Below are 22,361 nucleotides of genomic sequence, written 5' to 3' on the forward strand. Positions count from 1 at the left end.
TGCAGATTGAATACCAGAAGCCGGATATATGTTTTAGCGGCAATTTTAAGGGGTTAGGGGAGAAACGGAATGCATAAACAGTTTGCCCGTATCATTGGCATATTTTTCTTATTAGGTCTGCTGGCCCCATTGAGTTGGGCCGACACTCCTGCATGGCAACCACTGGCAGAAGTTATTCACAAAAGTGAACATGATCTGCGTAAATATCAGGCAATAAAATTGCCTAATGGTATGACAGTGTTGTTAGTCTCTGATGAACAAGCGCCGAAGTCTTTAGCTGCTTTGGCATTGCCTGTTGGATCACTGGAAGATCCTAATAACCAACTGGGATTAGCCCATTATTTAGAACATATGTTACTGATGGGTTCTAAGCGTTTTCCTGAGCCAGGTAGTTTCTCTGAGTTCTTGAAAAAGCATGGTGGTAGCCATAATGCGAGTACGGCTTCGTATCGAACCGCTTATTATCTTGAAATTGAAAATGATGCATTGGCCCCGGCGGTTGACCGTTTGGCTGATGCTATTGCGGAGCCGCTACTAGACCCCATTAATGCCGATCGTGAACGCAATGCGGTGAATGCAGAATTGACGATGGCTCGTTCACGCGATGGCATGCGGATGGCGCAGGTGAATGCGGAAACACTTAATCCAGCTCATCCCAGCGCGCGTTTCTCCGGTGGCAATCTGGACACACTTAAAGATAAGCCAGATGGTAAATTACATGATGAGCTTCTGAGCTTCTATCATCGCTACTACTCGGCCAATCTGATGGTGGGGGTACTGTATAGCAATCAATCTTTGGAGCAATTAGCACAATTAGCCGCTGATACCTTTGGTCGAATTCCGAATCGGGATGCAAAAGTACCACCGATTACAGTACCCGCGGTCACACCAGATCAAACCGGTATTATTATTCATTATGTGCCGGCTCAACCGCGTAAACAGTTGAAAGTCGAATTCCGTATTGAAAACAACAGCGCAGAATTTCGTAGTAAAACAGATACCTATATCAGTTATTTGATAGGTAATCGCAGCAAAGATACCTTGTCTGACTGGTTACAAAAACAGGGGCTGGCTGATGCAATCAATGCAGGTGCTGACCCGATGGTAGACAGAAATGGCGGCGTATTCTCCATTTCAGTATCCCTTACCGATAAAGGCCTGGCTAATCGGGATATCGTGGTAGCGGCCATTTTCGATTACATCAACATGCTACACAAAGATGGCATTAAAAAGAGTTATTTTGATGAAATCGCCCATGTATTAAATCTGGATTTCCGCTATCCCTCAATCACGCGGGATATGGATTACATTGAGTGGCTGGTGGATATGATGCTGCGGGTGCCTGTCGAGCATGTGCTTGATGCCCCTTATCTGGCTGACAAGTATGACCCGAAAGCCATTGCTACACGACTGGCTGAAATGACACCGGAAAATGCCCGTATCTGGTTTGTCAGCCCAGAAGAACCTCATAACAAAGTCGCTTATTTTGTTGATGCCCCTTATCAGGTCAACAAAATCAGCCCGCAAGAGATGCAAGAATGGCAGAAATTGGGGAAAGATATCACGCTGAGTTTACCGGCACTTAACCCGTATATTCCGGATAACTTCTCTTTAATCAAAGCCGATAAGAATATCACCCGACCACAGAAAGTGGCTGAACAGCCAGGGCTGCGGGTGTTCTATATGCCAAGTCAGTATTTTGCTGACGAACCTAAAGCCGATATCTCCGTTGCTTTCCGTAATCCACATGCACTGGACACCGCCCGTCATCAGGTTCTTTTTGCTTTGACTGACTATCTGGCTGGGCTGTCATTGGATGAGCTGAGTTATCAGGCTTCAATCGGTGGGATCAGCTTCTCGACCGCGCCGAATAATGGCTTGTATGTCAGTGCAAATGGCTTCACTCAGCGGATGCCGCAATTGCTGACTTCTTTGGTTGAAGGCTATTCCAGTTTCACGCCAACAAAAGAGAGATTGGCACAAGCTAAGTCTTGGTATCGTGAGCAATTGGAAGTCGCCGAGAAGGGTAAGGCTTATGAATTGGCTATTCAGCCAGCGAAGTTACTGTCTCATGTCCCTTATGCAGAACGTAGCGAGCGACGTAAATTGCTGGACAGCATCAGCGTGCAAGATGTTGTGACTTATCGCGATGACCTGCTCAAGCAGTCTGCGGTAGAAGTCTTAGCAGTAGGTAATATGACTGCCGAGCAAGTGACATCTCTGGCCGAGTCATTGAAAAAACAACTCAGTTTGACTGGAACAACCTGGTGGACTGGTGAGGATGTCATTATTGATAAAGCCCAACTTGCCAATATGGAACGGCTGGGTAGCAGCTCTGACGCTGCACTGGCAGCCGTCTATGTGCCGACGGGTTATACCGAAATTGAGGGTATGGCTTACAGTGCCTTGTTGGGGCAAATTGTGCAGCCGTGGTTCTATGATCAACTGCGCACCGCAGAACAACTTGGCTACGCGGTATTTGCCTTCCCAATGTCAGTTGGGCGTCAATGGGGCTTAGGCTTCTTACTGCAAAGTAATAGCAAGCAGCCTGATTATCTTTATCAGCGCTATCTTGCGTTCTACCCACAAGCTGAGAAGCGGCTGCGGGAAATGAAACTGACTGATTTTGAGCAATATAAACAAGCGTTAATCAACCAATTACTGCAACGCCCACAAACGCTGGATGAAGAAGCTAGCCGATACAGCAATGATTTTAATCGCAATAATTTTGCCTTTGATAGCCGTGAGAAAATGATTGCTCAGGTAAAACTGCTGACGAACACGGCATTGGCAGATTTCTTCCAGCAAGCGGTTATCAAACCACAAGGCTTGGCACTGCTTTCTCAGGTTAAAGGTCAGGGGCAAACCGAAGGGGGGTATGCGGTGCTTAAAGGATGGACGACCTACCCAACAACGTCAGCCTTGCAAGCAACCTTACCGCAGAAGGTATTGGCTCCATGACATCAATGACTCCCCAGCGGCTGGAACCGCTAACGCTCCCCTTGTATGGCGAGAGGCTAATTGAAGCTTCCGCCGGTACTGGTAAGACTTTTACCATCGGGGTTCTTTATCTCAGATTGTTGCTTGGCTTAGGCGGGGAGGCGGCGTTTCGTCGCCCCTTAATGGTCGAGGAAATCCTGGTGGTGACTTTCACCGAGGCGGCAACTGAAGAGTTAAGAGGGCGAATTCGTAACAATATTCATGAGTTAAGAATCGCTTGCGTTCGGGGAGTCAGTGATGACCCAATGCATCAGGCTTTGTTAGCTGAAATCATTGATTTGAGTGAGGCCGCAGCACAATTACTGGCGGCTGAGCGCCAGATGGATGAAGCGGCAATTTATACTATTCATGGTTTTTGTCAGCGAATGCTGGCTAACAATGCCTTTGAATCGGGTATCTTATTCGAGCAAACCTTGGTGCAAGATGAGCTGCCATTACGTAGGCAAGCTTGCGCCGATTTCTGGCGGCGTCATTGCTACCCACTCCCGTTGGCTGTCGCCAGAGCGGTTAGTCAGGAGTGGAGCGGGCCGGAGGCATTACTTAAAGATCTTTCTGCTTACTTACAAGGTGAAACGCCAAAATTTCGACAAGCGCCCGGTGATGATGAAACGATACTCAGTCGACATCAGCAGATAGTGGAACAAATTGATGCAGTTAAGGCGCAATGGCGCGCTGCGGCTCCAGAGTTAGAGGCGTTAATTAGTGGGTCTGGTGTTGATAAACGCAGCTATAGTGCTCGATATTTACCTAACTGGCTGGAAAAAGTCGGTAGCTGGGCTGAACAAGAAACGGGTGATTATCAGTTACCCAAAGAGTTAGAGAAATTTCGCCAATCAGTATTATTTGAAAAAACCAAAAAGGGTGAGGCTCCCCAGCACGATGTCTTCCATGCTATAGACCGTATATTCGAACAACCGCTGACACTCAGAGATCTGATTTTAGCCCGGGCTATCAGCGAGATACGAATCTCTGTGCAGCAAGAAAAACGCCAGAGGGCAGAGTTGGGGTTTGATGACCTGCTCAGTAAACTGGATGCGGCATTGCAACAACCTGGCGGAGAATTGTTGGCTCAATCCATTCGCACTCGTTATCCCGTAGCAATGATTGATGAGTTTCAAGATACTGACCCGCAACAATACCGTATTTTCCACACACTTTATGGTGGGCAAGAAGAGTGTGGCCTATTGCTGATTGGTGACCCTAAACAGGCTATTTATGCTTTCCGTGGTGCCGACATTTTTACTTATATTCGTGCTCGCTCAGAAGTAAGTGCCCACTACACATTAGAGACTAACTGGCGCTCATCCTTCCCAATGGTGCAATCAGTCAACCGACTTTTTAGTCTGGTCGATATTCCTTTTTTGTTTGAGCAAATTCCCTTTATAAATGTGGCACCTGCACAAAAAAATAAACATTTATCATTTGAAATAAAAGGGAAAAAACAGCCAGCTATGTCTTTCTGGTTGCAGCCTGGGGAAGGTGTAGGGGTTAGTGAGTACCAACAGTTAATGGCTCGGCAATGTGCCGTCCAAATCCGAGACTGGCTTACTGCCGGGCAAAAAGGCCTGGCGCAATTAGTGACAGCCACAAGTTCAAGGCCGGTTCAGGCATCAGATATCACCATATTGGTGCGGAGCCGGGCAGAGGCGGCACTGGTGCGCGATGCCCTGAGTGCATTGGCTATCCCATCCGTGTATCTCTCCAACCGTGACAGCGTATTTGATACTGCGGAGGCCAAAGATCTGCTGTGGCTATTACAGGCTGTTTTGGCTCCCGAGCAGGAGCGGGCATTACGCAGCGCTATGGCGACCGGCATCTTGGGGCTGGATGCGCGAATGTTGGATGAGCTGAATCACGATGAGCGGGCTTGGGATGCTTTGGTTGATGAGTTCGATGGTTATCGCCAACACTGGCAGCGCCGTGGAGTGCTCCCGATGCTGCGGGAGATTATGGCTCAGCGCCATTTAGCTGAGAATTTGCTGGCAACTCAGGGCGGTGAACGGCGGCTAACAGATTTGCTGCATCTGGGGGAGTTATTGCAAGAAGCAGCATCACAGCTTGATAGTGAGCACGCACTAATCCGTTGGTTGGCACAACAAATAGCACAACCGAATCATCAGTCTGATAACCAACAACTTCGTTTGGAAAGTGATCGCCATTTGGTGCAAGTCATTACTATCCATAAATCCAAAGGATTGGAATACCCGCTGGTTTGGTTACCTTTTGTGGGCAATTTCCGCCAGCAGCAAGATGTGCTTTACCATGATCGCCACAGCTTTGAAGCATTACTTGATCTGAATTCTGATGAAGAAAGTCAGGCTTTGGCGGAGGAAGAACGTCTGGCTGAGGACTTACGGTTATTATACGTAGCACTTACCCGTGCGGTTTATCATTGCAGCATAGGTATTGCCCCGCTGATTAAAGGGGGGCGAAAAAAACAGGGTGAAAGTGATATGCATCTCAGCGCGTTAGGCTATCTGGTGCAACAAGGTCAGGCGGGAGATGCGCAGTATCTTGCAGATAAACTGGCAGAGTTGGCGGCGCTGGCAGATGGAGAGATTTCTGTTTCACAAGCCGGGCAACTGGATGAGACACCTTGGCAGCCGCAGCAGGATGAGTTGCCAGCCCTTGCCGCTCGTCAGTTTAACCGCCAAATTAACGATTTTTGGCGGGTCACCAGCTATTCCGGCCTACAACAGCATGGTTCGAGTAAAGGCGGAGCCTCACCGGCGCTGAGTGTACCATTACTGGAGTTATTACCAGGGTTGGATACTGACGCTGTTGGTGAGCAAGCATTAATAACTGAGCCTCAGTTAACCCCTCATACTTTCCCAAGAGGCGCGGCACCCGGTACTTTCCTGCATGATTTACTTGAGCCTTTGGATTTCAGTCAGCCTCTTGAACAAGACTGGCTGACAGAACAGTTACAGCAACAAGGTTTTGGTGAGCAGTGGTCACCTATGCTGTATCAGTGGTTAAATGACATTGTACAAACCCCTCTGAATGAAACCGGTGTGACATTGGCGCAATTGACGCCACAGAGCAAGCAAGCAGAGTTGCAATTTTATTTGCCAATAGACACTTTGCTGCAAGCCCGTGAGCTAGATAGCTTAATCAAGCGCTATGACCCACTCTCTCGCCAGTGCCCGGTGCTGGATTTTCAGCAAGTCAAAGGAATGCTGAAAGGGTTTATTGACCTGGTTTTCTGCTGGCAGGGTAAATATTATTTACTGGATTACAAATCCAACTGGTTGGGTGAGGATAGCAGTGCCTATACCCACGATGCTATGACCCAAGCCATGGCGGAGCATCGTTATGATTTACAATATCAGCTTTATACTCTGGCATTACACCGCTATTTACGTCATCGGTTGAGTCATTATGACTATCAGCGCGACTTTGGTGGTGTCATTTATCTCTTTCTACGTGGTGTTGATAAACAACATCCGGGGAATGGCATTTTTAGCTGCCGCCCAGAGCGAGAACTCATCGAAGGGATGGATTGTTTATTCAGTGGCCGTGAAGTAGACCCGCATATGAGTGACAACAGTGGTATGGCGATATCCGCTGAGGGTACATCGATATGATGACGTTACTGGAGCAAGCGGTTCGTGACCACTTACTACGGCCACTGGATGTTCAGTTCTCGCGGATGATAGCCGGTGATAATGATCCCATGCTGCAACTGGCAGCCGCTGTTCTCAGTGCTGAAGCTGGCGCTGGGCACGTGTGTCTACCATTGAGTTATTTGCAGCCAGATCAACTATTTGGTGGCCGACAGCCAGCGCTATCACAAGCACTGTGGCAGGCTGTCGGTGCGCCAGATCCATTACATTGGATACAAAAACTCAATAGCTCTCCGGCAGTTAGCGATGGTTCGCGGCCCACCCCCTTAGTGTTGCAAAATAACCGTTTGTATCTACAACGGATGTGGCAATACGAAGGGGATGTGGTGCGCTTTATTGCCAGTGACAATACGTCGTCGCTTATTAACCAAGGCAGTGACGACAACGAAACCAGAGACGTCAACGAAACATTATTAAGAGATACGCTTGATCGCCTATTTGGGCCGGCAGAAAATGAGGTCGACTGGCAAAAAGTGGCTGCTGCGGTAGCCGCTACCCGGCGTATTTCTGTGATTTCCGGTGGCCCAGGGACGGGGAAAACGACGACGGTAGCCAAGCTATTGACTGCGCTGATACAACTGAGCCAAGGGCAACGTTTACGTATCCAGCTTGCCGCTCCAACCGGTAAAGCTGCCGCGCGGTTGACTGAATCCCTGGGGAACGCTATTCGCCAACTCTCACTGACTGACGATGAACGCAAATTATTCCCAGATCAAGCATCTACATTGCACCGCTTATTGGGCGCGCAACCTAACAGCCAGCGCTTGCGGTATCACTGCGGTAACCCGCTAAGCCTTGATGTGCTGGTGGTTGATGAAGCATCAATGGTGGATTTACCCATGATGGCGCGGCTTATTGCCGCATTACCCAGCAAAGCTCAGGTGATTTTTCTCGGTGACCGAGACCAATTAGCTTCGGTAGAGGCGGGGGCGGTACTGGGGGATATATGCCGCTTTGCTGAGTTGGGTTACAGCGAGCCTAGAGCTAAACAGTTAACTCGCTTAACGGGATGCACATTGGTGGGAAACATCCCGATTGGTGAAGTGGAGACAGATACCGTCAATGTCCGTGATAGCTTGTGTTTGCTGCGCAAAAGCTACCGCTTCGATGAAAAGTCCGGTATTGGGCAACTTGCTTTAGCGGTTAATGCTGGGAAATACCGTGATGCGTTAACCGTTTTTAACGGTACATATTCGGATGTTGAGCGCTTTTCTCTGGCAGATTCCGATGATTATCAGGTATTGCTGGAGGACTGTGCTGCTGGTTATCAGCGCTATCTTGAACTGGCAGCCGCCGGTGCTCATGCGGTGGATGTACTTGCTGCATTTGGCCGCTATCAACTGTTATGCGCATTACGCGCTGGGCCATTTGGTGTCAGTGGCTTAAACGAGCGGATCGAACAACTATTGCATCGCAAACGATTAATCGAGCGAACTCCAGGACCATCGGGGCGTTGGTACGTTGGCAGGCCGGTGATGATAGGGCTTAATGACAGTGCACTCGGTTTATTCAACGGCGATATTGGTATTGCTTTACCTGATCCTGAAGGTGAGTTGCGGGTGCATTTCCAATTACCAGACGGCAATATCAAATCGGTGCAGCCGAGTCGTCTTCCCAGCCATGAAACTGCTTATGCTATGACCGTACATAAATCTCAAGGGTCGGAGTTTGAACATACTGTATTGGTTCTACCTAATACATTTATGCCCGTGTTAACTCGGGAATTGGTCTATACCGCGATTACCCGCGCACGCCAGCGTTTGACACTGTATTGCAGCGATACAGTATTAAGCCATGCGATACGTACTCCTACACTTCGCGTAAGCGGATTGGTGGATCGTTTGAATCAATTGAAGTGAAAATATCGAAGGGGCGAATGCCCCTTCAGATTACAAATCGGCCAATAAAATCTTTGAGCGGCGCTGATAGTTATACAACTCCTGCTTCTGAATTGGTAATACCTCAACCTCTGCGGGAGTAAAACCGCGCTCCTGGAACCAGTGGATACTGCGGGTGGTTAACACAAACAGTTTTTTAAGCCCCATTTGTCGCGCCTGATTCGCTACCCGTTTTAACAACATTTCACCACGGGAGGAACTGCGATAATCCGGATGTACCGCGACACAGGCCATTTCACCAATTTGCTCTTCGGGGAAAGGATAAAGTGCGGCACAGGCAATAGTCAGATTATCTCGTTCGATAATGGTGAATTTGTCTATTTCCATTTCAAGCTGCTCGCGTGAACGGCGCACTAAAATACCTTGCTGCTCCAGTGGGCGAATCAGTTCTAATATGCCGCCAATATCATTAATGGTTGCGCGACGGACTTGCTCCGCACTTTCCATGACAATCTGGGTGCCGATACCATCACGAGAAAACAGTTCTTGTACCAGAGCGCCATCTTCCTGATAACTCAGTAAATGACTCCGGCGTACACCGCTGCGGCACGCTTTCACGGCCCCACGTAGAAAACGTACTGTTCCTGAGTTGTAATCACCTTCTTGTTCCAGTTCTTCAATTCGTTTTTGAGCATCATTCGGGAACAGTTCTGAAATAATATTACCTTCGCTATCTGTCACCCCTTGGGATGAACAGAAACCGATCATTTTCTCAGCTTTCAGTTTGATAGCTAATTGAGTTGCAACTTCTTCAGAGGTCAAATTAAAGCTCTCGCCGGTCACTGATACTGCCACTGGCCCCAGCAACACAATAGCGCCATTGTCCAATTGGCGATGAATAGCCTCTTCATCGATCCGGCGAATACGACCGCTATGGCAATAATCAACCCCATCATCCACACCCAACGGCTGAGCAATAATGAAGTTACCGCTGACCACATTGATATGCGCGCCCTGAAGCGGAGTATTATTCAAACTCATCGATAATCTTGCAGTGATATCCAACTGCAATAAACCCGCCGCTTGCTTAACCATTTCTAACGTACGGGCATCAGTGACTCGGATATGCTTGTGATAAATAGGTTCGTAGTGATGCTGTGCCAGATTGCTGTCGATTTGTGGCCGGGCACCATAGACCACGACCAGCCTGATCCCAAGGCTATGCAGCAAGCCTATATCGTTGACGATATTAGAGAAGTTTTCATGTTCAATCGCCTCGCCACCCAGCATGACAACAAATGTCTTGCCGCGGTGCGCGTTGATATAGGGAACTGAGTGGCGAAATCCCTGGACCAGTTCAGTACTACGTTCCTTCACGGCAGACCCTCTTTGAATTTTTATTCGATATTTTTGTATTTTTATTCTTTTTTGATCAAGATGGCAAGCACGAAATTGCTATTAAATGCATATGTATGGCACAGACGTATTAATAAATTGAATAACATAAAAATGTTTTTCTGATGACAGCGTGGGAGTGATTCGTTAAAGTTTTTCCTCGTGAATTTTTTTTGTTCGATTTTTATTCATATTTTGGTAGTTACTTTGGAGTTACATGGCAGATTCAAATCATAATTCTGGGCGCCGGCGTCTACTACAAGGTGCTGCCGCGACCTGGCTACTGAGTGTCAGTCGGGTTGGATTTGCTGCTACTTCCCATATTATTGCCGTCAGGATTTGGCCGTCTTCAACCTATACCCGCGTTACGTTGGAATCCAATACACCGCTTAAATATCGTCAATTTGCGCTAACGAATCCGGATCGGATCGTGGTTGATATTGAAGGCGTACATCTCAATAGCGCATTGAAAGAGATGACTAAGCAAGTTCAGTCCGGTGACCCTTACCTTAAGCAGGCACGGGTTGGGCAGTTTGATAAGAATACGGTTCGCCTGGTCTTGGAGCTGAAGCAAAGTATTAGTCCGCAACTGTTTACTCTTAAACCTTTTGCCGAGTTCAAAAATCGTTTGGTGGTAGATCTCTATCCACAAGAGGGGAAAACCTCGGCGGAAGATGATCCGTTACTGGCACTATTGGAAGATTACAATAAAGGTAATGTAGAGCGCACTTTGCCCGCAGAAGCCCCCAAAGCAGGTAAGGCAGGACGGGACAGGCCGATTGTTATTATGTTAGACCCAGGGCATGGCGGGGAAGATCCAGGGGCGATTGGCCGAAATAAAACTCGCGAGAAAGATATTGTGCTGCAAATTGCCCGTCGGTTGCAGGCGCTGATTAAGAAAGAATCAAATATGCGGGTATTTATGACGCGTAATGAAGATGTCTTTATCCCACTAAAAGTCCGGGTAGCGAAAGCCCGTAAGCTGCGTGCGGATTTATTCATTTCGATTCATGCCGATGCCTTTACCAGCCAGGCGGCCAGAGGTTCCTCTGTCTTTGCGTTATCGACTAAAGGAGCAACCAGTACTGCTGCGCGTTTTTTAGCGCAAACACAGAATGAGGCCGATCAGATTGGTGGGGTTAGCAAAAGTGGTGACCGCTATCTTGACCATACCATGATTGATTTGCTGCAAACCGCGACGATTAATGACAGCCTGAAATTTGGTAAAGAAGTGCTCAATCGCATGGGGAAAATTAATAAACTACACAAGAACCGTGTTGATCAAGCGGGCTTTGCTGTGTTGAAAGCACCCGATATTCCATCGATTTTGGTTGAAACGGCGTTTATCAGTAATTTGGAAGAAGAGCGAAAGTTGCGAACCAGCCATTTTCAGCAACAAGTGGCCGAATCCATATTTGCCGGTATCAAAGCTTATTTTGCTAATGGTGGGGCGATGGCCCGACTTTAATGAATGGATGTTGCTATTAATCGAAATATAGCAGGGGGCGGGATAGCCCTTGCTTTACTTGAATGCCAGAAACAAAAAAACACCCGTAAGGGTGTCTGATGGCGATATGAAATGATTAAAAATTGGTTGCGGGGGCCGGATTTGAACCGACGACCTTCGGGTTATGAGCCCGACGAGCTACCAGGCTGCTCCACCCCGCGTCCGATTGAGCGCACTATACTCTGGATGAGATCTGTTGCAAGTAGTTTTGCCACTTAATTATGGTAAAAAAGGTTTTTCGATTAATTTATCAACTATCTGTTTCCTTTTTCCCCACAACAGCGTCAGGGGATTTTTTTCTGCATGCTGATTCCTTTATCTATAGGCGTTTGTTATCGTTCGCCGGTAGATAAAATAAGTAAGAGAAGGCGTGAAATGACAAGTCGTTGGGGCAAATACCTACTGAGTGGAATAATGATTGCCGTTCTGGCCGGTTGCCAATCTCGGCCAACCGATCGTGGGCAACAATATAAAGATGGGCGTTTGGAGCATCCACTGGAGCTGGTGAATGAGCCACACGCAACAGGTAAGCCAGTCAACGCCAAAGATTTCTCTGATCAGGTGAAAGTGATTAACCAATCTTCACCGGGTCTGTATAACCGCAACAGCAGTACATTCAATGCAGTAGAAAATTGGATGTTAGCCGGAGCAGATACCAGTAAGTTAAGCCTGTTTGGTTTGAATGCTTATCAGATGGAAGGTGTGGATAATTTCGGTAATGTACAATTTACCGGTTACTACACGCCGGTGCTTCAGGCCCGTTATACCCCACAAGGCGAATTCCGCCACCCACTTTATCGTATGCCTGCCAAAGGAAAGGGGCGTCTACCTGAGCGCGCAGCTATATATGCGGGCGCATTGGATAACAAAAATTTAGTTATTGCGTACACCAATTCGCTGGTAGATAACTTTATGATGGAGGTGCAGGGCAGTGGATATGTTGATTATGGTGATGGGCGACCACTGACTTTCTTCGGCTATGCGGGGAAAAATGGTCATGCTTATCGCAGTATTGGCAAAGTGCTGATTGACCGTGGGGAAGTGGCGAAAGCGGATATGTCGATGCAAGCTATCCGTCATTGGGCTGAAACTCACAGTGAAGCTGAAGTTAGAGAGTTATTAGAGCAGAACCCATCCTTTGTCTTCTTCAAGCCGGAAATGTATGCGCCGGTGAAAGGAGCCAGTGCTGTGCCATTGATTGCCAAAGCCTCGGTTGCTTCTGATCGTTCACTGATCCCACCGGGCACGACCCTGTTGGCCGAAGTTCCTTTATTGGATAATCAGGGTAAATTCACCGGGCAATATCAGATGCGTTTGATGGTGGCATTGGATGTCGGTGGCGCGATTAAAGGCCAACATTTTGATATTTATCAGGGGATTGGTCACGAAGCAGGGCAAGCTGCTGGCTTCTATAACCATTATGGCCGCGTTTGGGTGTTAAAAAATGCGCAAAGTAATGGGCCGCTGTTTACCGCTTATCAAAGTGGCAAAGCAACAGCTCAATCAGGCGATGGTTCCTCACTATTAGTCAGGAATCAAGGCCAGTAGGTCAGCGGTTGATGTGATTGATTCTACTCTTTCTCAGGCGGCCAATTGGCCGCTTTTGTATTCGTATTATTTCTACAGGCTATAAAGGTAATCAGTTATGAAGGTAACAAGTCTATGAACACAGCCTATTCCGACGCTTATCTACAGCGATTTGGTGGCATTGCTCGCCTTTATGGGCAGCAAGCGCTGACACTTTTTTCGCAGGCGCATATTTGTGTTATCGGTATCGGTGGCGTGGGTTCATGGGCGGCTGAAGCGCTAGCGCGTACAGGTATTGGTGCGATCACCTTGATTGATATGGATGATGTTTGCGTCACAAATACTAATCGCCAGATCCATGCTTTACGCAGCAATGTCGGCCAGGCTAAAACAGAAGTGATGGCAGAACGTATTTTAGCTATCAATCCTGAATGCCAAGTGACTTGTATTGATGATTTTATTACTGCGGATAATGTTGCGGAGCTTTTAGATAAAAACTTTAGCTATGTTATTGATGCTATTGATAGTGTTCGCCCCAAGGCAGCACTGCTGTCCTATTGCCGCCGGTATAAAATCCCGGTAGTGACCACTGGTGGTGCCGGCGGGCAAATTGATCCGACTCGCATTGAGGTAGTGGATCTGGCGAAAACCATTCAGGATCCGTTAGCGGCGAAGTTACGTGAAAGGCTAAAAAGTGATTTTAACGTAGTGAAAAACAGCAAAGGTAAATTGGGAATCGACTGTGTGTTCTCCAGCGAGCCATTAGTTTACCCGCAAAGTGATGGTTCGGTGTGCGCGTCGCGTAGCACGGCTGAAGGGCCGAAGAAGATGGATTGCACCTCAGGTTTTGGTTCGGCTACCATGGTCACCGCCACGTTTGGCTTTGTTGCCGTTTCTCATGCATTGAAGAAAATGATGGCGAAAGCCGCCCGTCAGGGGCAGTAGCCATCATTGCACATATTTAGCCGCAATCGCCCGCACACCCTGCGCCAGTGCTTGTAAACCGCTGGCGCGCGAGGTGCTTAATTGCTGCCGTAACCCCAATTGGTCAAACAGTGCCAAGGGATCTTCTGCCAGTACCTGCTGCGGGGTTTTGCCTTCCACCGCAGTCAGAATAACGACCAGCAACCCACGAACAATGCGGCCCTCGCTATCACCGTAGAAATGTAAACGACCATCCGGTAAGCACTCATGACCCAGCCACACTCGGTTTTCACACCCCGTTAGCTCCAGTTCATTTTGTTTTAATGCTTCGGGCAATGGCGGAAGTTGTTTGGCCAGCAGGATTAACTGGCGGTAGCGGTCTTCCCACTGTTTATAAGCACTAAATGTCTTAAGCAGATGGGCGGCAGTAATATCGTGACCAAACGGGTGTGGGGCTATCATTATTTTTTCTCTTATTAACGACGTTAATCTTGCAATAATTCCAGAGCCTTGGCGATCGCCGAACACAAAGTATCAACGTCGTTTTCTGTATTATAAGGCGCAAATGATGCGCGCAGGCTGCCACTGACTCCTAGCGCCGCCATTAGTGGCTGAGCACAATGTTGCCCAGCACGCAGCGCGATCCCTTGTTCTGCCAGTAACGTCACTAAATCGCTGTGATGAACGCCATCAAAAGTGAATGCTAACAAGCTTGCTTGCTGGCAGCGGAAGCTACGAAAACCGGGCAATTGAGCCAGTTTATTCTCCGCTAACGTCGCCAGATTTTGGCTATAAGCTTCGGCCTCGTCCAGGTCGATATGTTCGAGCCAGCTAAGCACGGCCGATAAACCAATCACGCCAGCAATATTAGGAGTGCCAGCTTCAAAGCGGTAGGGCACTTCGTGGGGGGTAAAACCGCCGAATGAGGCATGAGTTAGCATTTTACCGCCGCCTTGCCAGGCAGGCATTTCTTTTAGCAGTTCAGCTTTGCCATACAGTACGCCAATACCGGTTGGCCCATACAATTTGTGGGCGGAAAAAGCATAAAAATCAATATCAAGTGCTTGAACATCTGCGGGACTATGAACAATACCTTGCGCGCCATCGACCATAACAATACAGCCATGTTGATGGGCGAGTTCAATGGCTTCTGCTAATTGTGGACTACCGCCTGTCACATTAGACATCTGACCCAGCGCTAATATGCGGGTTTTATTGCTAAATAACTGCGGCAATAACGATAGGTTGGGCAGATGATCCAAGTCGATCGGCAACTTAATGATTCGGGCACCTGTTTGTTCGGCAACCATAATCCAGGGTATTAAGTTGGCATGATGTTCTGCTTCACTAACAATGATTTCATCCCCGGCTTGTAGGCGTGGGCGAGCATAACTTTGTGCTACCAAATTAATGGCTTCGGTTGTGCCGCGAGTCCAAACAATATCTTCTGCGTCTGGCGCATTGATAAAGTCAGCTACCTGCTGGCGGGCCTCTTCAAAACGAGCAGTCAATGACAACGCCGATTGGTGTTGACTGCGATGCACTGTTGCGGCGTCTTGCTGATAAAATAACTGTGTTGCTTCAATCATGGCGCGTGGTTTCAGGGCCGTCGCTGCGCTGTCCAGATAGATTATTTCATCATTAATTGCCGGGAATTCCTGGCGAAAATCCGTTGGATTAAAAGACTTCATTCTGTTGTTCGCATCCTTTGGTTCACTTCGGAACTGTCTCATTTTAGCCACAATTAGCCTACTAATGGCCTTGGTGGCTGGCAATATGTCTCAAGAGGGTTATGCTGAATAGTAACGGACATAACCATTTGTCTGGTAATGGAAACGATTTTTTTAGCATTTTAATCTGCAAGGAGTCACCCATGAAAAAGACAGCTGCCGTAATCTCTGCACTTATGCTCACTTTTACCTTAGCAGCCTGTTCAAGCAACTATGTCATGCACACTAATGATGGTCGCACTATCGTTGCTGATGGTAAACCTAAAGTAGATGATGAAACTGGCATGATAAGTTATATCGATGCCAATGGCACCGAACAGCAAATTAATCGTTCAGAAGTCAAAGAAATGGCTGAAGGCAAGTAGTTAAGCCGTGAAGTTGTTCTCAAAAAGAAGCCTGATCCGGTTTGGAAACCCGCTACAACAACTTAAATTTAAGCATAACTATGTGCAATGCAAAGTGGCGCTTACATTTAGTTTTTGAAAAGAAATAAGCGGGCTCTGAAAATAAGGCCAAAAAAAAGCACCGCGAAAATAGCGGTGCTGCATAAAATCACTATGGACAGACAGGGTAAATGTACAGGAAGTGAAAAAAAACAGTAGCTTAGCTACTATGTCTGGTACACCAGACCATTTGCAAACACAACATCACAACCACAAAGCCAAAAGCAATTCAGTACCTGGATACTAAACCTACTTTTCGTTCCGGCTTGGGAAGTGCCGCCACTATAGGTATTTGCTGGCGCATCATCAACGGACAATTTATAATGTCTCGGATTACAAAAACTAATAAGTAAACAAAGGGTTTCATCTGAAGATGAGCCGTTATAAAAAAGTATCCAATTCATGTCAAAACGATTACCACCACTGAACGCCTTGCGGGTCTTCGATGCGGCCGCACGCCACCTGAGTTTTACTAAAGCGGCTGATGAATTATTTGTCACGCAAGCCGCGGTTAGCCACCAGATAAAGTCACTGGAGGATTTTCTCGGACTAAAACTGTTCCGTCGGCGTAACCGTTCTTTGCTGCTGACCGAAGAAGGGCAGAGTTATTACCTCGATATCAAAGAGATTTTTACCTCCATCAATGAAGCCACTCGCAAATTGCAGGCACGCAGCGCGAAAGGTGCTCTGACCGTCAGTCTTCCCCCCAGTTTTGCTATCCAATGGTTGGTTCCTCGTCTGTCCGGATTTAATGCGGCTTATCCGGGCATTGATGTCAGAATTCAGGCGGTAGACCGGGAAGAGGATAAACTCGCTGATGATGTCGATGTGGCGATATTTTATGGTCGGGGAAATTGGACCGGTTTGCGTACTGAACGCCTGTATGCCGAATTTTTGCTTCCAGTTTGTGCTCCCAGCCTGCTAATGGGCGAGAATGGATTAAAAGTACCGGCAGATCTGGCTAATCACACCTTGTTGCATGATACTTCCCGCCGGGATTGGATGGCGTATACCCGTCAATTGGGGGTACCGCAGATTAATGTGCAGCAAGGCCCAATATTCAGCCACAGTGCGATGGTGGTTCAGGCTGCTGTTCATGGTCAAGGTATTGCGTTGGTGAATAACGTTATGGCGCAATCTGAGATTGAAGCGGGTCGATTGGTGTGCCCGTTTAGTGATGTGCTAGTGAGTAAAAATGCTTTTTATCTGGTTTGTCATGACAGTCAGGCAGAACTGGGTAAAATAGCCGCCTTTCGTCAGTGGATATTGGCAAGAGCGGCTAGCGAACAGGAAAAGCTGCGTTTTCGCTACGAAAACTAATTTTACTCGTTCCCAGACGATATCAATTCAAGGTTAATGGCGATGAATGGTCGTGTAATGCTGATATTTGCCGCTCTGAGCGGTTTTTTCTATGTTGCTTTCGGTGCCTTTGGTGCTCATGTATTGAATGCCTCTTTAGGGCCGAATGAAATGGCCTGGATCCGCACCGGGCTGGAGTATCAGGGGTTCCATACATTGGCGATCCTGGCACTCGCTGTTGCCATGCAACGGCAGATAAGTATTTGGTTTTATTGGAGTGGAGCCTTGTTAGCGCTCGGAACGCTACTCTTTAGTGGCAGTTTATACTGCCTGGCTCTATCGCACCTGAAATTGTGGGTATATATCACGCCAGTGGGCGGAGTATGTTTTCTGGCGGGATGGATTTTGATGTTGGTTGGCGCGCTGCGTCTAAGAAAAAGGGCAGAACGCCATGAATAATAAAATTGCTTTATATTGCCGCTCAGGTTTTGAGAAAGAGTGTGCGGCGGAAATTACCGCCAAAGCAGCACAGCTCGAAATCTTTGGTTTCGCGCGGGTAAAAGAAAATAGCGGTTATGTGCTGTTTGAATGCTATCAGTTGGAAGATGCGGATCGTTTGATTCGTGAAGTGCCATTCCGCGAATTGATTTTCGCCCGCCAAATGATGGTTGTGGGCGAGCTACTGAAAGACTTACCGCCGGAAGATCGCGTATCACCAATTGTTGGTATGCTAACCGGTGTTGTCGAGAAAGCCGGTGAACTGCGCGTTGAAGTTGCTGATACCAATGAAAGCAAAGAGTTACTTAAGTTTTGCCGTAAGTTGACGGTGCCGTTGCGTAATGCAATGCGTGAGCAAAAAATTCTGTCTGCTCGTGAGAACCCTCATCGGCCAGTGGTGCATGTATTCTTTATTGCATCGGGTTGTTGTTATGTTGGTTATTCTTATAGCAACAATAACTCTCCGTTCTACATGGGTATTCCGCGCCTTAAGTTCCCATCTGATGCGCCAAGCCGTTCAACTCTTAAACTGGAAGAAGCTTTCCATGTGTTTATCCCCGCAGACGAATGGGAAGAGCGTTTAGCCAGTGGTATGCATGCTGTCGATTTAGGCGCTTGTCCCGGTGGTTGGACTTATCAGTTAGTCCAACGAAGCATGATGGTTCAGGCCATTGATAATGGTTCTATGGCGCAAAGTTTGATGGATACCGGGCAGGTTACGCATCATCGTGTGGATGGCTTTAAATATGAACCAACACGCAGCAATATTTACTGGTTAGTGTGCGATATGGTGGAGAAACCGGCCAAAGTCACGCAACTCATTATCAAATGGCTGGTCAATGGTTGGTGCCGCGAGGCAATTTTTAATCTGAAGTTACCGATGAAAAAACGTTTTGAAGTTGTTTCGGAGAATCTGGAAATGATTGATGAACAGCTAAAAGAAAATGGTATTAATGCCCATATTCAGGCTAAGCAACTCTATCATGACCGCGAAGAAGTTACGGTGCATGTGCGGCGTATTTGGTCTGGTGTGCCGGGCCGCCGTGATGAGCGTTTTTAAAATTTGGTGATATATACCCTAAATAATTCGAGTTGCAGGAAGGCGGCAAGGGAGATAATCCCGATGAGCTTACTGTCGTAAGTGATTCGGGTTATTGAGCGTAGCTAACGCACATGCAGCTTGAAGTATGACGGGTATACACGCAAAGGGCCAGTTGGCCCCTTGTTTTTATGCTGACATCACCGATTCAAACGTAGCTGCTGCAAGTTACCACTTAATGGCAAATCAGTTTTCAGTGTCGCTATTCGTTTGCAAATAAAGGCCATTTCCTGATGCTGTTGCAACTTTTTACGCCATTTCTCTGGCACCGAGTCTAGCTCTTGATAGAGTTCCTCCAGATTGCTGGCTTGTTGCAATAATAGCGCGGCAGTTTTTGCTCCAATACCGGCGACTCCCGGAATTTTACTGCTACTGATCCCGGCAAGCCCCCAGTAGTCAGGTAATTGGTGCGGCAAAACGCCAAACTCCTGCTTGACGAACGGCATATCCAACCAGCGTTTTTGGAAGTAATCGCGAATCTGAACATTCGGTGCCAATAGTTGGCAATAGCCTTTGTCGGTTGAAACAATAGTAACTTGATGCCCGGCCCCACCAATTTTTATTGCCAACGTTGCAGCAAGGTCATCCGCTTCATGGCCCGGCGAACTCCAGCAATTAACTCCCAATGAGTGAAATGCTTCACGGATCAGCGGCATTTCTTGTTGCAGATTATCTGGCATCGGTGAGCGGCCCGCTTTGTAATCAGGTAGAGCCTGATGACGCCAACTATCCGAACGGTCATCTTCATCAAAAACGGCGACAGCATGTGTTGGTTGGCTATGTGAAATAAGCTGTTGCAGCGCATGCTGACAAGCATTCACACAAGGTGAACCTTGCACCGCATGAATGCGGCGAATCAGATTAAGGGCATCGACAATAAGAAGGTGGATTTGCATGAACGGTCTTAAAACCTATCCCATAGGGGTTATTTATTGGCCCTGCTTTGCTATAAAGAGCTAACCTAACAGTGCTCAAGTAACCTTCAGGTAGCGCCAGCCGAAAGTCCGTGCCAACGCTATCTCTGAGGGCTATTTATTCTTTAACTACAGATTTCATAGCAAGGTGTATAAGCACTGCCTGGTAACTTCATCCGCTGCTGGATAATAAAACCTTGCAACAGCTGGTCCATATGTTTCATTAGTAGAGGATCACCATGCAACTTGAATGGCCCGTGAGCTTCAATGGCATGGATACCCACTTCTTTGACGTTACCCGCCACAATGCCGGAGAAAGCGCGGCGTAATGCGGCAGCCAGCTTCTCAGGGGGTTGATTGTGGGATAAGTCCAGATTAGCCATGTTCTCATGAGTTGGCTCAAAAGGAAGCTGCAAGTCCGGTTCGATACGCATAGACCAGTTGAAGCTATAAGCATCACCGGTATTACGGCGATTTTCTTTCACCAATGGCATCGCTTTTTTCATCTGACGAGCGACTTCATCTGGGTCATCAATAATTATCTGGTAGTATTTGCGTGCTTCATCACCCAGAGTGTTCATGATGAATTCATCCACGACTCTGAAATAATCAGCACTCTCTTTTGGCCCAGTTAGGATCAGGGGTAAAACCTGCTCCTTATTATGCGGGTTCATTAGAATACCTAACAAATAAAGCAACTCTTCTGCTGTTCCCACACCACCAGGGAAAATAATGATGCCGTGGGCGATACGAACAAAGGCCTCTAGCCGTTTCTCAATGTCTGGCATGATAATTAGTTCATTGACTAACGGGTTTGGTGGCTCTGCGGCAATGATTGACGGTTCGGTCATACCGATAAAGCGGCCTTGTCTGTAACGTTGTTGGGCATGACCCACTGCGGCACCTTTCATCGGTGCTTCCATGGCTCCCGGCCCACAGCCGGTGCAGATATTCAATTCACGTAAACCCAGTTGACTGCCGACTTTGCGGGCATACAAGTATTCGGTTTCACTGATTGAATGGCCGCCCCAGCACACAATCATATTGGGATCTTCGTCAAGATGTAGGGCTCGGGCATTACGCAAAATTGAAAAGACCAAATTGGTCAAATGACTGGAGCTTTCCATATTCAGATGTTGGAAACGCCCGGCGTTTACGATTTGACCATTCACAAACAGAATATCACGCAAGACCGCAAACAGGTTTGCCTGCAAAGAGCGAATAATTTTACCATCAACAAAAGCATGCTCTGGTGGGTTAACCAGTTCGAGTTTTACACCGCGTTCGCGGCGCAGGACATTGATATCAAAGGTTTCATTGCGAGATAAAAGCTCTTTGCTGTTATCGGTCAGGCTACCTGAGTTGAGCACAGCCAATGAGCAATTACGGAATAAGCGGTACAGATCACTGCTGGCTGTACGTTTGAGCATATCCACTTCGAGCTGTGATAACAGATCCATTGAGCCAAGTGGGCTGACATGTGTAATCAAAGTTACTCCTTTACACCCCAAGGGGTGGTAGTGCCTGAGTATCAGAGTGCTGCTTTCTGTGTTCCGTGGAATATCAGAGAGGCCACTAAGCATCCATTACTGATTTTTATACTGAAAATAACATAAGGAACCTATAAATAACCTTAACGTCGTCGCTCACTTTTTGCCAATACTAACGTGCTGCTGGTGATAAAGTTGCGCAGGTGTCCGCATTTATTGTCGCGCCAGGCGGCCGGTCGATGGCACAAAATCAGTATTGGAACGCCATGGATTGATATCCAGCCCTCCGCGACGGGTATAGCGCGCATAAACTGACAGTGTATCAGGCCGGCAGAAACGCATAATGTCATTGAAAATGCGTTCGACACACTGCTCGTGAAACTCATTATGATGACGGAAAGAGATCAGATAGCGCAGTAAGGCTTCGCGGTTAATTTGCGGGCCACTGTAGCTGATTTGGACTGAGCCCCAATCTGGTTGGTGAGTTATCAGACAGTTAGATTTAAGCAAGTGGCTGACCAGGCTCTCTTCTACGCGGTTTTTACCCGCAGCATTTTGCAGATAATCGGCATTGAACTCATAGCTATCGATACGAATATCTTGCTCATCCAGACATTCTCCCGCGAAGTTGGCTATCGGTTGATGCGTCATTTCATCCAGATGGTATAGCGTGACACTCACTTCTCCTTGGGCACAGGCGGATAAATCCTGTTGCAAAGTGGTGCGTACACTTTCCCAGTCAGTAAATGCAGTTTGATTAAAACTGTTGAGGTAAAGTTTAAAGCTTTTTGACTCAATGAGATTAACGCTATCCGCATTTAGGCTAATTTCACCCACAGCAACTTGTGGTAAGCCCTTACTGTTTAGCCAGGATAGCTCATATAACGTCCAGATATCAGCACCATGAAAGGGCAGGTTATCGGGATATAAACCGAGAGGTTCGCGGTTCATACTGCGTGGCACGGCCTGCAATAAGGTCACGTCGTAGTGATCACAATACGCGGTGGGTTTGCCTAGCGTCAGTTCCGCCAGAGCCTTGTGGTCTTGATATGAAGACATGCTGTTACCATG

General features: G+C 47.5%; 16 protein-coding genes and 1 tRNA gene. 10 read left to right on the plus strand and 7 right to left on the minus strand.

Features of this window, described 5'->3' with window-relative positions; all coding sequences use genetic code 11:
• Positions 1-69: 69 nt before the first annotated feature.
• Genes ptrA through recD form a run of 3 tightly spaced genes read left to right on the plus strand, consistent with a single transcriptional unit; the run spans position 70 to position 8,485 of the window.
• Positions 70-2,961 (plus strand): pitrilysin, encoded by a 2,892-nt coding sequence (gene ptrA, locus HU019_RS07305; protein ID WP_174848577.1) that lies wholly within the window; start codon positions 70-72, stop codon positions 2,959-2,961.
• Positions 2,958-6,587, plus strand: a complete 3,630-nt coding sequence (gene recB, locus HU019_RS07310) for an exodeoxyribonuclease V subunit beta (protein WP_174848665.1) — start codon at positions 2,958-2,960, stop codon at positions 6,585-6,587. The genes ptrA and recB overlap by 4 nt, the downstream gene beginning before the upstream one ends.
• Positions 6,587-8,485: an exodeoxyribonuclease V subunit alpha gene (gene recD, locus HU019_RS07315; protein WP_407083983.1), complete on the plus strand. Its 1,899-nt coding sequence runs from the start codon at positions 6,587-6,589 to the stop codon at positions 8,483-8,485. The genes recB and recD overlap by 1 nt, the downstream gene beginning before the upstream one ends.
• A 30-nt stretch (positions 8,486-8,515) precedes the next feature.
• On the opposite strand, the gene argA is transcribed toward recD, so the two are convergent.
• On the minus strand, positions 8,516-9,841 hold the full coding sequence (argA, locus tag HU019_RS07320; protein WP_174848579.1) for an amino-acid N-acetyltransferase: 1,326 nt from the start codon (positions 9,839-9,841) through the stop codon (positions 8,516-8,518).
• Between the two features lie 235 nt (positions 9,842-10,076).
• Between argA and amiC the strand changes: the two genes are divergently transcribed.
• Positions 10,077-11,327, plus strand: a complete 1,251-nt coding sequence (gene amiC, locus HU019_RS07325) for an N-acetylmuramoyl-L-alanine amidase AmiC (protein WP_174848580.1) — start codon at positions 10,077-10,079, stop codon at positions 11,325-11,327.
• A 123-nt stretch (positions 11,328-11,450) separates the two neighbouring features.
• On the opposite strand, the gene HU019_RS07330 is transcribed toward amiC, so the two are convergent.
• Positions 11,451-11,527, minus strand: a tRNA-Met gene (locus tag HU019_RS07330).
• Between the two features lie 214 nt (positions 11,528-11,741).
• On the opposite strand from HU019_RS07330, the gene mltA reads away from it, so the two are divergent.
• Positions 11,742-12,914, plus strand: a complete 1,173-nt coding sequence (gene mltA, locus HU019_RS07335) for a murein transglycosylase A (RefSeq protein WP_174848581.1) — start codon at positions 11,742-11,744, stop codon at positions 12,912-12,914.
• A 114-nt stretch (positions 12,915-13,028) separates the two neighbouring features.
• The gene (gene tcdA / locus HU019_RS07340; protein WP_174848582.1) at positions 13,029-13,838 is read left to right on the plus strand and encodes a tRNA cyclic N6-threonylcarbamoyladenosine(37) synthase TcdA; all 810 of its coding nucleotides are present in this window, start codon (positions 13,029-13,031) and stop codon (positions 13,836-13,838) included.
• 3 nt (positions 13,839-13,841) lie between these two features.
• Here tcdA and csdE read toward each other — a convergent pair whose 3' ends face one another.
• Together csdE and csdA are read right to left on the minus strand one after the other, a co-directional pair.
• Entirely contained in the window at positions 13,842-14,279 is a 438-nt protein-coding gene (gene csdE, locus HU019_RS07345; protein WP_174848584.1) for a cysteine desulfurase sulfur acceptor subunit CsdE, read from the minus strand.
• A gap of 23 nt (positions 14,280-14,302) precedes the next feature.
• Complete coding sequence (csdA, locus tag HU019_RS07350) at positions 14,303-15,508, minus strand: cysteine desulfurase CsdA (protein ID WP_174848586.1); 1,206 nt, start codon at positions 15,506-15,508, stop codon at positions 14,303-14,305.
• A gap of 182 nt (positions 15,509-15,690) precedes the next feature.
• Between csdA and HU019_RS07355 the strand changes: the two genes are divergently transcribed.
• The 4 genes from HU019_RS07355 (at position 15,691) to rlmM (ending at position 18,847) form a co-directional block, all read left to right on the plus strand.
• Positions 15,691-15,912: a YgdI/YgdR family lipoprotein gene (locus HU019_RS07355; RefSeq protein ID WP_174848588.1), complete on the plus strand. Its 222-nt coding sequence runs from the start codon at positions 15,691-15,693 to the stop codon at positions 15,910-15,912.
• Between the two features lie 480 nt (positions 15,913-16,392).
• The gene (locus tag HU019_RS07360; protein WP_005166353.1) at positions 16,393-17,310 is read left to right on the plus strand and encodes a transcriptional regulator GcvA; all 918 of its coding nucleotides are present in this window, start codon (positions 16,393-16,395) and stop codon (positions 17,308-17,310) included.
• A 42-nt stretch (positions 17,311-17,352) separates the two neighbouring features.
• Positions 17,353-17,748 (plus strand): DUF423 domain-containing protein, encoded by a 396-nt coding sequence (locus HU019_RS07365; RefSeq protein ID WP_174848590.1) that lies wholly within the window; start codon positions 17,353-17,355, stop codon positions 17,746-17,748.
• Positions 17,741-18,847 (plus strand): 23S rRNA (cytidine(2498)-2'-O)-methyltransferase RlmM, encoded by a 1,107-nt coding sequence (gene rlmM / locus HU019_RS07370; protein ID WP_077175354.1) that lies wholly within the window; start codon positions 17,741-17,743, stop codon positions 18,845-18,847. Before HU019_RS07365 ends, rlmM begins: the two co-directional genes overlap by 8 nt.
• Positions 18,848-19,026: 179 nt before the next feature.
• Here rlmM and xni read toward each other — a convergent pair whose 3' ends face one another.
• The 3 genes from xni to queF form a co-directional block, all read right to left on the minus strand.
• Positions 19,027-19,782: a flap endonuclease Xni gene (gene xni, locus HU019_RS07375; RefSeq protein ID WP_174848592.1), complete on the minus strand. Its 756-nt coding sequence runs from the start codon at positions 19,780-19,782 to the stop codon at positions 19,027-19,029.
• A 143-nt stretch (positions 19,783-19,925) separates the two neighbouring features.
• Entirely contained in the window at positions 19,926-21,290 is a 1,365-nt protein-coding gene (gene ppnN / locus HU019_RS07380; protein ID WP_174848594.1) for a nucleotide 5'-monophosphate nucleosidase PpnN, read from the minus strand.
• A 213-nt stretch (positions 21,291-21,503) separates the two neighbouring features.
• The gene (gene queF, locus HU019_RS07385; RefSeq protein ID WP_174848596.1) at positions 21,504-22,349 is read right to left on the minus strand and encodes an NADPH-dependent 7-cyano-7-deazaguanine reductase QueF; all 846 of its coding nucleotides are present in this window, start codon (positions 22,347-22,349) and stop codon (positions 21,504-21,506) included.
• Between the last annotated feature and the right edge of the window lie 12 nt (positions 22,350-22,361).

The organism is Yersinia artesiana, from assembly GCF_902726545.1.
Classification (GTDB): Bacteria; Pseudomonadota; Gammaproteobacteria; order Enterobacterales; family Enterobacteriaceae; genus Yersinia; species Yersinia artesiana.